The organism is Nocardioides panaciterrulae (assembly GCF_013409645.1).
GTDB lineage: Bacteria > Actinomycetota > Actinomycetes > Propionibacteriales > Nocardioidaceae > Nocardioides > Nocardioides panaciterrulae.
Genome location: NZ_JACCBG010000001.1, coordinates 2,623,402 through 2,636,555, shown reverse-complemented (window position 1 = coordinate 2,636,555; position 13,154 = coordinate 2,623,402). Strand labels below are relative to the sequence as shown.

General features: G+C 72.9%; 13 protein-coding genes. 10 read left to right on the top strand and 3 right to left on the bottom strand.

Annotated elements, in window-relative coordinates; genetic code table 11:
• Window positions 1–325 precede the first annotated feature (325 nt).
• The 9 genes from rpsB (at window position 326) to BJZ21_RS12450 (ending at window position 7,778) form a co-directional block, all read left to right on the top strand.
• Window positions 326–1,327 carry a 30S ribosomal protein S2 gene (gene rpsB, locus BJZ21_RS12490; protein WP_179664053.1) on the top strand — a complete coding sequence of 334 codons (1,002 nt, stop codon included), beginning with the start codon at window positions 326–328 and terminating at the stop codon, window positions 1,325–1,327.
• A gap of 96 nt (window positions 1,328–1,423) precedes the next feature.
• A complete protein-coding gene (tsf, locus tag BJZ21_RS12485) occupies window positions 1,424–2,236 on the top strand; it encodes a translation elongation factor Ts (protein ID WP_179664052.1) in 813 nt (270 codons plus the stop codon).
• A gap of 209 nt (window positions 2,237–2,445) precedes the next feature.
• Window positions 2,446–3,159, top strand: coding sequence for a UMP kinase (gene pyrH, locus BJZ21_RS12480; RefSeq protein WP_179664051.1), 714 nt, complete (start codon window positions 2,446–2,448; stop codon window positions 3,157–3,159).
• 46 nt (window positions 3,160–3,205) lie between these two features.
• On the top strand, window positions 3,206–3,760 hold the full coding sequence (gene frr, locus BJZ21_RS12475) for a ribosome recycling factor (protein WP_343052268.1): 555 nt from the start codon (window positions 3,206–3,208) through the stop codon (window positions 3,758–3,760).
• 22 nt (window positions 3,761–3,782) lie between these two features.
• On the top strand, window positions 3,783–4,670 hold the full coding sequence (locus tag BJZ21_RS12470) for a phosphatidate cytidylyltransferase (RefSeq protein ID WP_179664049.1): 888 nt from the start codon (window positions 3,783–3,785) through the stop codon (window positions 4,668–4,670).
• Window positions 4,671–4,683: 13 nt separating this feature from the next.
• Window positions 4,684–5,232 carry a histidine phosphatase family protein gene (locus tag BJZ21_RS12465; RefSeq protein ID WP_179664048.1) on the top strand — a complete coding sequence of 183 codons (549 nt, stop codon included), beginning with the start codon at window positions 4,684–4,686 and terminating at the stop codon, window positions 5,230–5,232.
• Between the two features lie 166 nt (window positions 5,233–5,398).
• Window positions 5,399–5,773, top strand: coding sequence for a hypothetical protein (locus BJZ21_RS12460; protein WP_179664047.1), 375 nt, complete (start codon window positions 5,399–5,401; stop codon window positions 5,771–5,773).
• 35 nt (window positions 5,774–5,808) lie between these two features.
• Window positions 5,809–6,969, top strand: a complete 1,161-nt coding sequence (rlmN, locus tag BJZ21_RS12455; RefSeq protein ID WP_179664046.1) for a dual-specificity RNA methyltransferase RlmN — start codon at window positions 5,809–5,811, stop codon at window positions 6,967–6,969.
• Complete coding sequence (locus tag BJZ21_RS12450; RefSeq protein ID WP_179664045.1) at window positions 6,966–7,778, top strand: N-acetyltransferase; 813 nt, start codon at window positions 6,966–6,968, stop codon at window positions 7,776–7,778. Before rlmN ends, BJZ21_RS12450 begins: the two co-directional genes overlap by 4 nt.
• 8 nt (window positions 7,779–7,786) lie before the next feature.
• On the opposite strand, the gene BJZ21_RS12445 is transcribed toward BJZ21_RS12450, so the two are convergent.
• From BJZ21_RS12445 to BJZ21_RS12435, 3 genes are read right to left on the bottom strand one after another with little or no spacing between them, the layout of a single operon-like run.
• Window positions 7,787–9,388, bottom strand: coding sequence for a TIGR03767 family metallophosphoesterase (locus BJZ21_RS12445; RefSeq protein ID WP_179664044.1), 1,602 nt, complete (start codon window positions 9,386–9,388; stop codon window positions 7,787–7,789).
• Window positions 9,389–9,399: 11 nt separating this feature from the next.
• Complete coding sequence (locus BJZ21_RS12440) at window positions 9,400–10,506, bottom strand: SLOG cluster 4 domain-containing protein (protein ID WP_179664043.1); 1,107 nt, start codon at window positions 10,504–10,506, stop codon at window positions 9,400–9,402.
• A 34-nt stretch (window positions 10,507–10,540) separates the two neighbouring features.
• Window positions 10,541–11,455 carry a serine protein kinase RIO gene (locus tag BJZ21_RS12435; protein ID WP_179664042.1) on the bottom strand — a complete coding sequence of 305 codons (915 nt, stop codon included), beginning with the start codon at window positions 11,453–11,455 and terminating at the stop codon, window positions 10,541–10,543.
• 214 nt (window positions 11,456–11,669) lie between these two features.
• On the opposite strand from BJZ21_RS12435, the gene BJZ21_RS21775 reads away from it, so the two are divergent.
• A complete protein-coding gene (locus BJZ21_RS21775) occupies window positions 11,670–13,151 on the top strand; it encodes a M1 family aminopeptidase (protein ID WP_179664041.1) in 1,482 nt (493 codons plus the stop codon).
• Window positions 13,152–13,154: the final 3 nt, after the last annotated feature.

Sequence of the window (13,154 nt, the reverse complement as noted above, 5' to 3'; positions counted from 1 at the left end):
GACCGGACCCCTCACGGTGGACGGCTGCCGGGCCACGGATTCGCCCGCCGGCGCACGGCTGGACTACTCTGGCCGGAGCGATCCCCAGCGGGATCGACTTCGCACGCCCGCAGACCGCGTCGGAGCCTGCTTCTGGACTCCGGTCACCCGTGGGCGAGCCCCTCAGTCCTCACCCCCGTGGCGAGGTCCGGGTCTCGCGCGAGCGTCAGGGCAGCCGGGCACCCGCCCGGTCGCAGCAACTGAAAACCACATCGGAGCGTGCTCCGGCCCGTCCTGGTCCAAGGGCGGGCGGACGGTGTCGCGCTCCACATCACAGGAGACACACATGGCAGTCGTCACCATGCGCCAGCTTCTCGAGAGCGGCGTGCACTTCGGACACCAGACCCGGCGCTGGAACCCGAAGATGAAGCGCTTCATCATGACCGAGCGCAACGGCATCTACATCATCGACCTGCAGCAGTCGCTGGCCTACATCGACCGCTCCTACGCCTTCATCAAGGAGACCGTCGCCAAGGGCGGCGCGATCATGTTCGTCGGCACCAAGAAGCAGGCGCAGGAGGCGATCGCCGAGCAGGCGACCCGCGTCGGCATGCCCTACGTGAACCAGCGGTGGCTGGGCGGCATGCTCACCAACTTCCAGACCGTGCACCAGCGGATCAACCGCCTCAAGGAGCTCGACGAGGTCGACTTCGACGACGTCGCGAGCAGCAGCCGCACCAAGAAGGAGCTGCTGCAGATGCGTCGCGAGCGCGACAAGCTCAACAAGTCGCTCGGCGGCATCCGCGAGATGACCCGGACCCCCGCCGCGGTGTGGATCGTGGACACCAACAAGGAGCACCTCGCCGTCGAGGAGGCGCGCAAGCTGCGCATCCCGATCATCGGCATCCTGGACTCCAACTGCGACCCCGACGTCGTCGACTTCCCGATCCCGGGCAACGACGACGCGATCCGCTCCGTCGGCCTGCTGACCCGCGTCGTGGCCGACGCGGTCGCCGAGGGCCTGATCGCCCGTTCCGGTGGCAAGGCCGGCGGCGAGACCGCCGAGGTGGCTGCCGCGGAGCCGCTGGCCGAGTGGGAGCGTGAGCTGCTGGGCGGCGAGGCCGACAAGGCCGCCGTCGAGGCCACCGGCGGCGACGCCGCCGCCCAGGCGACCCCGGCCGCCGAGGCCACCGGCGCCTCCTCCGAGGCCGCCGAGTCGACCGAGGCCGCCGCCGCGGCCACCGACGAGTCCGCTGCTCCGGCCGAGGCCGCCGCTACCGAGACCGCCGCCACCGAGGAGGCTCCGGCCGAGTCCGCGGCCGCCACCTCCGACGAGGCCAAGGCCTGACGGAACCCGCGCGATCGCTGTGCGCCGGCCTCCAGGCCGGCGCACAGCGCAGCGGCGACCGAACCACCACCCACACCTCTCGAGGGAAGAAGGAACATGGCTAACTTCTCCGCGGCCGACGTCAAGAAGCTCCGCGAGCTCACCGGCGCCGGGATGATGGACTGCAAGAAGGCGCTGGACGAGAGCGACGGCGACTTCGAGAAGGCCGTCGAGCTCCTCCGCGTCAAGGGCGCCGCGAAGGCCGCCAAGCGTGGCGCCGAGCGCGAGGCCTCCGCCGGTCTGGTGGCGCACGCCCCGGGCGTCCTGGTCGAGCTCAAGTGCGAGACCGACTTCGTGGCCAAGGGCGAGGACTTCGTCGCCACCGCCCAGAAGATCGCCGACGCCGCGTCCGAGGCCGCTCCGGCCGACGTCGAGGCGCTCAAGGCCGTCCCGCTCGGCACCCAGACCGTCGGCGAGGTCGTCGAGGGGCTGGCGATCTCGATCGGCGAGAAGATCGAGCTGGGCCAGTACGTCCACTTCGCCGGCCCGGTCGTCGCCTACATGCACAAGCGCGCCGCGGACCTGCCGCCGGCCGTGGGTGTCCTCGTCGAGTACGACGGTGACGCCGACGCCGCCCGTGCCGCCGCGATGCAGATCGCCGCGATGCGCCCGCAGTACCTCAGCCGCGACGAGGTCCCGGCGGACATCGTCGCCAAGGAGCGCGAGATCGCCGAGGCCACCTCGCGCGAGGAGGGCAAGCCCGAGCAGGCGATCGCCAAGATCACCGAGGGTCGCCTCAACGGCTTCTTCAAGGACGTCGTGCTGCTCGAGCAGCCGTCGGTGACCGAGAACAAGAAGACCGTCAAGGCGGTCCTCGACGCGTCCGGCACCACCCTGAAGCGGTTCGCCCGCTTCGAGGTCGGCGCCTGACCGCAGCGTCCGCACCAGGGGCCGGTCCCGCGAGCTTCACCGCTCGCCGGACCGGCCCTGTGCTACTCCAGCAGCCCACACCGAGACCGGGTGCCGCCGTCTGGTCGTGGCCGGGCCCGAGCCGGTCGCGAGGGACGACGGCCGAGTCGGGCCGGACCGGCCGGATCCGATAGGTTGCAGGTGGGCGACGACGATCAGGGAGGTCCTGGATGACCGGCTACAAGCGAGTCCTGCTCAAGCTGTCCGGCGAGGTGTTCGGCGGTGGTCAGGTGGGGCTGGACCTCGACGTCATCAACGCGATCGCCGCGGAGATCGCCGAGGTCGCCCGTTCGGGTGTCCAGGTGGCGATCGTCGTGGGAGGTGGCAACTTCTTCCGGGGCGCGGAGCTCCAGCAGCGCGGCATGGAGCGCGCGCGGGCCGACTACATGGGCATGCTGGGCACGGTGATGAACTGCCTGGCGCTCCAGGACTTCATCGAGAAGCACGGCGTCGAGACGCGCGTCCAGACCGCGATCACCATGGGCCAGGTGGCCGAGCCGTACATCCCCCGGCGCGCCATCCGGCACCTCGAGAAGGGTCGAGTCGTCATCTTCGGCGCCGGCGCCGGCATGCCGTTCTTCTCCACCGACACCGTGGCGGCCCAGCGGGCGCTCGAGACGCGCTGCGAGGTCATCTTGATGGGCAAGCAGGGCGTCGACGGCGTCTACGACTCCGACCCGCACCAGAACCCTGCCGCGGTGATGTTCGACGCGCTGACCTACGACGAGTTCCTGGCGCGCGGGCTGAAGGTCGCCGACGCCACGTCGGTCAGCCTCGCCCGCGACAACGACCTCGACATGGTCTTCTTCAACCTCTCGACGGCGGGCACCATCGGCCGCGCCGTGACCGGTGAGAAGATCGGTACGACGGTCTCGCGCGACTGAGCGCCCGGTCCCGCCGCAACATCCCACGACGTAGGAGCACACCGTGATCAACGACATCCTCAACGAGGCCGACAGCAAGATGGACAAGTCGGTCGAGGCGACGCGCGAGGAGTTCGCGGCGATCCGCGCGGGCCGGGCCCACCCCGGCATGTTCAGCAAGATCGTGGTGGACTACTACGGCTCGATGACGCCGCTGCAGCAGCTCGCGTCGTTCACCGCACCCGAGGCCCGCGTCATCTTGATCTCGCCCTTCGACCAGGGCGCGATGAAGAACATCGAGAGGGCCATCCGCGACTCCGACCTCGGCGTGAACCCGGCCGACGACGGCAGGGTCATCCGCTGCGTGTTCCCCGAGCTGACCGAGGAGCGGCGCAAGGAGTACATCAAGGTCGCGCGGTCCAAGGCCGAGGACGGCCGGGTCGCGGTGCGCAACCTGCGGCGCTCGGCCAAGCAGGGCCTGGAGAAGCTCGAGAAGGACGGCGAGGTCGGCAAGGACGACGTCACCGGCGCCGAGAAGCGGCTGGACTCGATCACCAAGAAGCACACGGACGCGATCGACGAGATGCTGAAGAACAAGGAAGCCGAGCTGCTCGAGGTCTGAGCCTCCCGAGCCTCCCCACCACATGACCGAGACCTCGCCCGGCCCGGGCCCCGGGTCCGTGCCCCCGCCCGTCTACGGGCGCGCGGGGCGCGACCTGCGCAAGGCGGTCGCGTCCGCCGTCGTGCTGCTCGCGGCGGTCGCCGCGTCGCTGCTGGTCTGGAAGACCGCCTTCATGCTGATCGTGGCCGCGGCCGTGGTCGTCGCGGTCTGGGAGCTCCACCGCGGCATGCGGGCCAAGGACATCGACGTTCCCGAGCAGCCGCTGATGCTCGGGGGAGTCGTGATGGTCGTGGTGGCCTACGTCTGGGGTGCCGACGCCCTGGTCACGGCCACCGCGGTCTCGGCGCTGGTGGTCATGCTGTGGCTGCTGCGCCGCGGCATCGACGGCTACGTCAAGAACGCCACCGCCGCGGTGTTCACGCTGGTCTACGTGCCGTTCCTGGGCTCGTTCGTGGCGCTGATGCTCTCCGAGGGGGGCGCGGGTGGGGGCGGCGGCCTCGACGACGACGGCGTGAAGGGCATCATCGCCTTCGTGCTGGTCACGATCGCCTCCGACATCGGCGGCTACATCGCCGGCGTGCTGTTCGGCAGGCACCCGATGGCCCCGGTCATCTCGCCGAAGAAGTCCTGGGAGGGCTTCGCGGGCTCGGTGCTGTTCTGCGTGGTCGTCGGCTGGGCGCTGGTGGTCTTCCTGCTCGAGGGCGACTGGTGGGTCGGCGTGCTGCTCGGCCTGATCGCGGTGGTGATGGCCACGCTGGGCGACCTGTGCGAGTCGGTGATGAAGCGCGATCTCGGCATCAAGGACATGAGCCAGGTGATCCCGGGGCACGGGGGTCTCATGGACCGACTCGACTCGCTGCTCGCCACGATCGCGCCGATCTGGCTGCTGCTGCACTACCTGGTGTTCTGAGGCGGACGATCCGATGACTCTCTTCCTCGTGCGACACGGTCGCTCCGCGCCCCGGTCCGGGGTTCCCGCCCACGAGTGGGAGCTGGACCCGGCGGGCTACGACGACATCTGGGCCCTGCGCGAGTCCGGCCGGCTCCCGGACCGGGCCGCCTGGTTCACCTCACCGGAGCCCAAGGCGATCGGCACCGCCTCGCTGCTCACCGACGGCGAGGTCGGCGTGATGCTCGACCTGCGCGAGCACGTGCGCGACTCCACGGACCTGATCGAGGACTTCCCGGCGGTCGTGGAGCGCGCGTTCGCCGAGCCCGAGCGGTCGGCGTACGTCGGCTGGGAGCCGCTCGCCTCCTGCCGGGAACGGGTGAGCCGGGCCGTCGAGGGCATCCTCGCCGCCCACGCCGAGGAGGACGTGGTCCTCGTGGGCCACGGGACCGCCTGGACGGCGCTGGTCGCCGCGCTCACCGGGGAGCCCGCCGACCTCGCGCGCTGGCGGACGCTCGCGATGCCCGACCTGATCGTGGTCACCCTCGACCCGGACGGCAGGCCCGGCACGGCCGCAGGCTGATCCCCCCACCGGCCTGCCGGCGGGGCACCCGATCGAGGCCCGGGAGGGCTCCGCCGGGCAGCACGGCCGGGTCGGGCGGGACGGGCGTGCGGCACGTGTCACATGGTGCGCACAGAACCGGCGCGGGTGGCTGACTCGCGGGCCCGGCTCTGCGAGGATCGTCTCGATGACTGACGAGCAGACCCGCCCCGGGACTGCCGCGCCGCCGGCGCGGCAGCCGGACTGGTGGCACCGCGACCACCCGACCTTCACGGCGATCACCGGGTTCTTCACCGGCCTCGCCTACGTGATCGTGGTGCCGAGCCTCTTCGCCGCCATCTTGTACTGGGCCTTCGACGAGCAGACCGCCGCGGACGCCTACCCGTTCGTGCTGATCTCCCTGGCGGTGCCGATCGGCCTGGCGGTGGCCCCGCCCACTCGCAGGTTCGGCGGCTACATGCTCGTCGGCGTGGTCACCACGGCCCTGGTGGTCCTCGGCGTGGCCGCGGTGGTGCTGTGGGTCCTGGTCGGGCGTGAGAACTCTCATGGAGGCTCGCTTTAGCCCCGTCCGGGGTCCGGGTGCGATGATCGAGGCCTATGTCCGATGCTGCTGAGTCCACCGCGCCCGCCCCCCAGGAGGGGGCGGCGACGCTTCCCCTCGTCTTCGACGAGCCACGCGGCCGGCGCAAGCCGCCGCGCCACCTCGCCGACCTCACCGCCGAGGAGCGCAGCCGGCGGGCCGCCGAGCTGGGCCTGCCCGGCTTCCGGGCCAAGCAGCTGTCCACGCACTACTTCGCCCGACTGGTCGACGACCCGGCGCAGATGACGGATCTGCCGGCCGCGCAGCGCGAGCAGCTCGTGGCGGCGCTGCTGCCGCCGCTGATGAGCCCGCTGCGGACGATGGAGGCCGACCGGGGGACCACCCGCAAGACCCTGTGGAGGCTCTTCGACGGCGCCCTGGTGGAGTCGGTGCTGATGCGCTACCCCGATCGCGCCACCGTGTGCGTCTCCAGCCAGGCCGGCTGCGGGATGGCCTGCCCGTTCTGCGCCACCGGTCAGGGCGGGCTGCAGCGCAACATGTCCACCGCCGAGATCGTCGAGCAGGTCGTGGCCGGCGCCCGGGCGATGCACCGCGGCGAGGTCCCCGGGGGACCGGGCCGGGTCTCCAACGTGGTGTTCATGGGGATGGGCGAGCCGCTGGCCAACTACAAGGCCGTGATCGGCGCCGTCCGCCGGCTCACCGACCCGACCCCCGACGGGCTGGGGATGTCGGCGCGTGGCGTCACGGTCTCGACCGTGGGCCTGGTGCCGCGGATCAACCAGCTCGCCGAGGAGGGCATCCCGGTGACGCTGGCCCTGAGCCTGCACGCGCCCGACGACGAGCTGCGCAACGAGCTGGTCCCGATCAACACCCGGTTCTCGGTCGACGAGACCGTCGACGCCGCCTGGAACTACGCCCGCACCACCAAGCGCCGGGTCTCGATCGAGTACGCCATGATGCGCGGCATCAACGACCAGGCCTGGCGGGCGGACCTGCTCGGCGACGTGCTCAACGCCCGGGGCGACTGGGGCTGGGTGCACGTCAACCTGATCCCGCTCAACCCGACCCCCGGGTCGAAGTGGACCGCCTCCGACCCCGCCGACGAGCGCGAGTTCGTGCGCCGGCTGGAGGCGAAGGGCATCCCCACCACGGTCCGCGACACCCGCGGCCGCGAGATCGACGGGGCCTGCGGGCAGCTGGCCGCCACCGAGGCATGACCCGGGACCCGGCCGGCGGGGGCGGGATCGGCCACGAGCGGGTGGCCGCGGCCGCGCGCGCGTGGCTGTGGTACCCCGACGACGCCGTCGTGGTGCACCGCGACGACCTGGTCGTGGTGCGGTGGCCCGACTACTTCGCGGCCTCCGGGCCCGGCGTCCTGCGGCTCGGCGGCGACACGCCCACCCCGGTGCTGCTCGACGAGGCGCTCGCCCTCGCCCGCCGGTGGGGCGCGGGTCGGGTCACGGTCTGGGTCACGCTCGACGCGCCCCCCGACCTCGAGCCGCTGCTGGCCGAGCGCGCCGCGCGCCTCGACGAGACCCTCGACGTCTTCGCGCTCGACCTGACCGGGCCGCTGCCGGCGCTCGACGTCCCGGGCGACCTGGAGCTGGGCTGGCAGCGCGACCCCGCGACCACCCGGGAGGTGCTCGAGATCGGGATGGCCGCCTTCGGCGAGGGCTCGATCCCGCCGGAGGCCAAGCTGGCCGAGCTCGGCGCCGAGGCGGACGCCTCCTACCGGGCCGGGCGCGGTGGCAGCGTGCTGGCCCGGCTCGCCGGGCGGGCGGTCGCCGCCGGCGGGCTGGCGGTGGCCGAGGACGTCGCGCGGCTGTGGGGCGGCGGCGTGGTCCCCGCCGCCCGCGGCCGCGGCGCCTACCGGGGCGTGCTCGCGGAGCGCCTGCGCTACGCGGTCGAGCACGGCTGCACGCTCGCCCTGGTCAAGGGACGGGTGGAGACCTCCGGCCCGGTGCTGCGCCGGGCCGGCTTCGCGGCGTACGGCCAGGAGCGGTCCTACACCCTGCCGGTCGGCTGACCGGCCGGTCAGCCGCGAAGGACCGCCGGGGCCGGCAGCACCAGCTCCACGTTGCGGTCGCGACGCTTGCCGCGCCGGTCGGTGGACTGCTCCTGCGGGTCGTTGGCGGCGAGCAGCCGGCCCAGGGCCGCCAGCCGGACCGGGCCGTCGAGGTGCGAGGGCATCCGGACGGGCGCGCCGTGGTCGACCATGGTGGCGAAGATCGACACCGTGCCGTCGTGGTTGTCGACCATCTCGATGATCCGCGACTGCTGGGGCCAGTCGATGTGCGAGGCGGTGTTGATCTCCCAGAAGCCGCCGCCGGCCGGGCGCGAGTGGGCCCGGACCGTGTTGCGGTGGGTGTGGCCGTTGACCCAGGCCACGACGTTCTCGTGCGCGAGCAGCTCCTCGACCAGCTGCCCGCCCAGCACCCGGTCGGCGGGCGCCCCCGTGGGCACGGTCGCGTTGGTCATCGACCAGGACGGGTGGTGGCAGGCCACCACGACCAGCCGGTCGGCGGCGTCCTGGAGCTGCTGCTGCAGCCAGGCGAACTGGGCCGGGTCCAGCGAGCCGTTCTGCCCGCCGTACGGGTTGACGGAGTCCAGGACGATGAAGCGCACCAGGCCGTCGGTGCCGCGGTCGACGGTGTAGTAGGCCGTGCCGTCCTGCCGGTTCTGCTCCGTGAACCCGTGGCCCACCGGCAGGCCGGTCGTCGTGAAGTGCTCGGCGACCATCTCGGACGCGCTGAGCAGCCGCCGGTCCGGGTCGGCGGTGACGGTGCGCACGCCCTTCGAGGTGTTCTTGCGGTCGCCGACGGCGATCGCGTTGTCGGGGTCGGTGTGCACGAAGTTGCCCTGCCAGAGCCCGTCGTGGTTGCCGAAGGCGGTGAACCACTGCATGCGCAGGCCGTGGGCGCGGAAGGGCCGCCGGCACTCGTCGAGCAGTCCGGGCCGCCTCGGGAACCCGGCCTGGCGGTAGCGGTCGACCGGCAGCCCCGCGGGTGCGCCCGGGTGCCAGAACTGCGGGTCGTAGTACGTCGGGTCGTCGTCCATGACGCCCTCGTAGCGGGTCAGGTCGCCGGAGTCCTGGCGCACGGTGCCACCGTCGAGCAGGTCGATGTTCCACCGGGTCTCGTTGTACTGGCCGTTGTCGGAGTTGTCCCCGGTCTGCAGGGCCAGCGCCAGGTCGGTGCCGGTCACCGGGCCCCGGCCGATCTGGTTGATCTCGCGCACCATCGCCTCGGCGATGTGGGCCGTGAGCACCTCCTGCGGCCGGTAGGCCGAGCTGGAGAGCACCTCGGCCATCTCCTTGCGCAGGGGGGACTGGGCGTCGACGATGTGCACGTCGGAGAGCTGGACGAAGGCCAGCAGCGGCGTCCGCCGCTTCCCGCGGCCGCTCCGGGGACCGGCGAGGTCGCCGCGGACCAGGTGCGGCTCGCCGGCGCCGCTCACCACCGGGCGCCAGCCGTGCCTGCCGGCGGGACCACGGAGCAGCACCCGGTCCAGCGTGGTCCTGCCGACGCTCCACGCGCCGGCGACGGCCTCCTCGGCCAGCCCGGTGACCCCGGTGACGGCGGCCACGCCCGCGACGGCTGCGGCGGAACGGAACAGGGCGCGGCGGCTCAGGGTCATGGACACGAACCCTAGGGTCTGCCGGCCCCCGCGGTGGTGGATTCGACGAGGTCCGCGGCCTCGTCGACGGTGTCGACGAGATGGGCGTGCGGCTCCATGGGCCGACCCCGCGCGAGCGACCGCAGCAGCGGCCAGGCCGGGACCGTCTCGGTCCAGTACCGGCGCCCGACGAGCACCATCGGCGCCACCGAGGACTCGTCGGCGTAGAAGTTCTCGCAGCCGTCCTGGAACACCTCCTGGACGGTGCCGCCGACGCCCGGGAGGAAGACGATCCCGGCGTCGCAGACCTGCACCAGGATCGCCTCGCGGGTCGCGTTGCGGAAGTACTTCGCGATCGCGGTGGCGAAGACGTTCGGCGGCTCGTGGCCGTAGAACCAGGTGGGGATGCCGAGCGTCTCGGTCTCGCCGGGCCACTTCTCCAGCACGTCGAGCGCGATGTCGGCCCAGGCGCCGATCGTGGGGTGGTACGACGGGACCGTGGCCAGCTCCGAGAGCGCCTGGCCGTGCTCGTCCTCGGTCCGGTCGGCCAGCCGCGCGCCCAGGTTGGCCGCCTCCATCGCGCCCGGACCGCCGCCGGTGGTCACGGTGTGGCCGGCCGCGAGCAGCCGGCCGAGCCGGGCCGCATCGGCGTACCCGGTGTCGTCGCGCTCCAGTGCGTGCCCGCCCATCACGCCGACCAGCCGGCGGTCGCCCACCCAGGCGGTGAGGGCCTCGTCGATCGCGTGGTCGTGCAGGGCGCGGGCCAGCATCGCCCGGGGCGCCTGGGGCCCGCGCGACCACGCATAGGCGCGGGCGTCGAGGCTGGCGGCGTACGGACGCTCGTCGAACAGCTCGCCCGCGGTGTAGAGCCGGCTGCGGTAGGGGTCGACCGGCACGCCCGGCAGCGCGGGGAACACGATCGCGCCCCGCCCCTCGATCCGCTCGGCGTCGCCGTCGGCGAAGGTGCACGCCAGGAACGACGCGCCCGCGACGTCACAGGCGGCCAGCTGCTCGGTGCGGCCCGACAGGTCCACGCCGTGCACCCACCAGCCGGAGAGCCGGGTGGTGCCGCGGGCCAGCCGCCGGTCGAAGTCCTCCAGCGAGTCGATCTCGACCTGCCGGCCCCGGGTGCGTCTCACAGCCGCAACCTACCCGGGACCGGTGGGTGGGAGATCAGAACGCGTGGGCGAGCAGCTCCCCGAACAGGTCGTGCTCGTCGACCTCCAGCCCGCGGGCCCGGAACCAGCCGCAGACGTTGGCGCAGTCCCGCATCAGGAAGTCCATCCCGGACGCGTTGCCCACCAGGTCGACGATCTGGGGCAGGTCGATGATCACGAGCCGGTCCCCGGCCGCCAGGATGTTGTAGGCCGACAGGTCACCGTGCACCACGCCGTGCTGCACCATGGCGGCCAGCGCCTCGCGCAGCTGCTCGAAGTACGACGCGAGCAGCGCCGCCGAGGGTCTGGTCTGCGCGAGCCGGGGTGCGGTCTCGCCGTCGACGGTGATCCACTCCATGAGGAGCTCGGTCCCGTCGACCTGCACCGGGTAGGGCACCGGCAGCCCGAGCGACCAGAGCCGCGTGAGCGCGTCCCACTCCGAGACCGCCCACTCGCCGGCGGCCACGATCCTGCCCCAGGTGCTGTTGCGCCGGAGGGCCCTCTCGTCGCGGGACCGCTTCGTGCTCCGGCCCTCGGTGTAGGCCGCGGCCCGGTGGAAGGCCCGGTGCCGGCTGTCCCGGTAGCGCTTGGCCGCCATCACCACCCCGGCGGAGGGGTCGTGGGGATCGGCCCGCTCGAGGAGGAAGACGTCGGCCTCCTTCCCGGTCTTGAGGATGCCGAGCTCGGTGTCGATCGCGCCGCGGGAGGTCACGACCCAGTCGGGCCGCGGCTCCGGCCCGCGGCTGAGCGGCTCGACGTCGTGCCAGGTCGACCAGCGCTGGTCGTCGTCGAGGTCGTCGTAGGCGGCGAACTCGAAGACGAACGACGGGTCGATGCCCTCGAGCCGGGTCTTCTCGTCGCTCGGCTGCTCCGGCAGCCGGACGAGGTTGTCAGAGACGTACTGCTGGTCCTGCGTGAAGTCGTGTGACATCGCTGGAGGTGCTCCATGAGGTGAGAGGGGAACGGTCTGCGGACAGGCCGAGGACAGTGATGGTCATGTCACGGCTCCTCTCGGTCATGGGCACGGCTGCGCGGCTGGAGGCGCAGCGCCCGGGTGCGGCCATGGTGACCACCGGCCGGCTCCTCGCGCAACGCAATTAGCGACGGCGCGCGAGCGGAGGCCCTCCTCGGCTAGGTTGCGCCACGTGCACCGTCTCCCGCCCGGTCGCGGGCTCCGGCCGCGCCGGACCCCCGCCCTCGCGGGCCTCGCCTTCGCGGGCCTGGTCCTCGTGAGCCTCCTGCTCGCGGCGTTCGTCCCCGGCCCGGTCCACGCCGCGGACCCCGTGCCCTACGGGGCCGCCGGCATCGGCGACGCCTACTTCCCCGAGGACGGCAACGGCGGCATCGACGTGCAGCGCTACGAGGTGCACGACCGCTGGCGGTTCGCCGACCGGTCCCTGCGGGGGCGCACCCGGGTCACGCTCACGGCCACCGCGTCGCTGCGCGGCTTCGACCTCGACCTGCTGCTGCCGGTCCGCGGCGTCACCGTCGACGGGGTCGCGGTCCCCTGGAGCCGGCCGGACGCACACGAGCTGCGGGTCGAGGCGCCGGTCGACGCGGGCGCGACGTACGACGTGGTGGTCCGCTACGCCGGCCGGCCCGGCGAGCTGGGCTGGGACGGCGAGCACAGCTGGCTGGCCGACGAGACCGAGGTGGTGGCGATGGGGGAGCCGCACATGGCGCCGTGGTGGTTCGCCGCCAACGACCACCCCTCGGACAAGGCGGTGTTCGACCTGCACCTGCGGGCCCGGCGCGGGCTGGACGTGGTGTCCAACGGCCGCCGGGTCTCCCGGGTCGACCACGGCGGCTGGACCACGACGCACTGGACGGCCGCGGAGCCGATGGCGCCGTACCTCGCGTTCGTCGCCGTCGGCGACTTCGTGGTGCGGCGCGGCGTCCACGACGGGCTGCCGTGGCTGGTGGCGGTCTCGCGTCAGGTGCCGGTCCGCACCCGGCGCCGCTCGCTGCACCTGATGCTGCAGTCGCCGCGCGTGGTGCACTGGCTCGCGCAGCGGCTGGGGCCCTACCCGTTCTCGACCACCGGCGGCCTCACGACCAGCCTGGCTCCCGGGTTCGCGCTGGAGAACCAGACCCGGCCGACCTACCCGGTGCTGGCCGCCGGGGCGATCGGCACGGTCGTGCACGAGCTCGCCCACCAGTGGTTCGGCGACGACGTCTCGATCGCGGCGTGGCGCGACGTCTGGCTCAACGAGGGCGCGGCGACCTTCATGCAGGTGCACTGGACCGAGACGCACGGCGGTGAGCCGGCCCGGCGCTGGCTCGAGCGCTGGTACGACGCGAACCCGGCCGGCGCGTCGTTCTGGGACCTCGACATCGCCGACCCGGGGCCGGCGCACCTGTTCGACCGGTCGGTCTACGAGCGGGGCGCGATGACCCTCGAGGCGCTGCGACAGCGGATCGGCGAGGACGCCTTCTGGACGCTGCTGCGGACCTGGCTGCAGCAGCACGCGGCCGGCACCGGCTCCACCGGACAGTTCCAGGCGCTCGCGGAGCGGGTGAGCGGTGCGGATCTCTCGGGCTTCTTCGACGCGTGGCTGCGGGCCACCGAGCGGCCCGCCCGCACGGCCGCCAACGGTCTGGACACCGCGGCGCAGGCGCGGCGCTGACGC

Excerpts from the sequence above, each read along its gene's own strand:
- rpsB (WP_179664053.1), top strand. The coding sequence starts at position 326 with ATGGCAGTCGTCACCATGCGCCAGCTTCTCGAGAGCGGCGTGCACTTC.
- tsf (WP_179664052.1), top strand. The coding sequence starts at position 1,424 with ATGGCTAACTTCTCCGCGGCCGACGTCAAGAAGCTCCGCGAGCTCACC.
- pyrH (WP_179664051.1), top strand. The coding sequence starts at position 2,446 with ATGACCGGCTACAAGCGAGTCCTGCTCAAGCTGTCCGGCGAGGTGTTC.
- BJZ21_RS12470 (WP_179664049.1), top strand. The coding sequence starts at position 3,783 with ATGACCGAGACCTCGCCCGGCCCGGGCCCCGGGTCCGTGCCCCCGCCC.
- BJZ21_RS12465 (WP_179664048.1), top strand. The coding sequence starts at position 4,684 with ATGACTCTCTTCCTCGTGCGACACGGTCGCTCCGCGCCCCGGTCCGGG.
- BJZ21_RS12460 (WP_179664047.1), top strand. The coding sequence starts at position 5,399 with ATGACTGACGAGCAGACCCGCCCCGGGACTGCCGCGCCGCCGGCGCGG.
- rlmN (WP_179664046.1), top strand. The coding sequence starts at position 5,809 with ATGTCCGATGCTGCTGAGTCCACCGCGCCCGCCCCCCAGGAGGGGGCG.
- BJZ21_RS12450 (WP_179664045.1), top strand. The coding sequence starts at position 6,966 with ATGACCCGGGACCCGGCCGGCGGGGGCGGGATCGGCCACGAGCGGGTG.
- BJZ21_RS12445 (WP_179664044.1), bottom strand. The coding sequence starts at position 9,388 with ATGACCCTGAGCCGCCGCGCCCTGTTCCGTTCCGCCGCAGCCGTCGCG.
- BJZ21_RS12435 (WP_179664042.1), bottom strand. The coding sequence starts at position 11,455 with ATGTCACACGACTTCACGCAGGACCAGCAGTACGTCTCTGACAACCTC.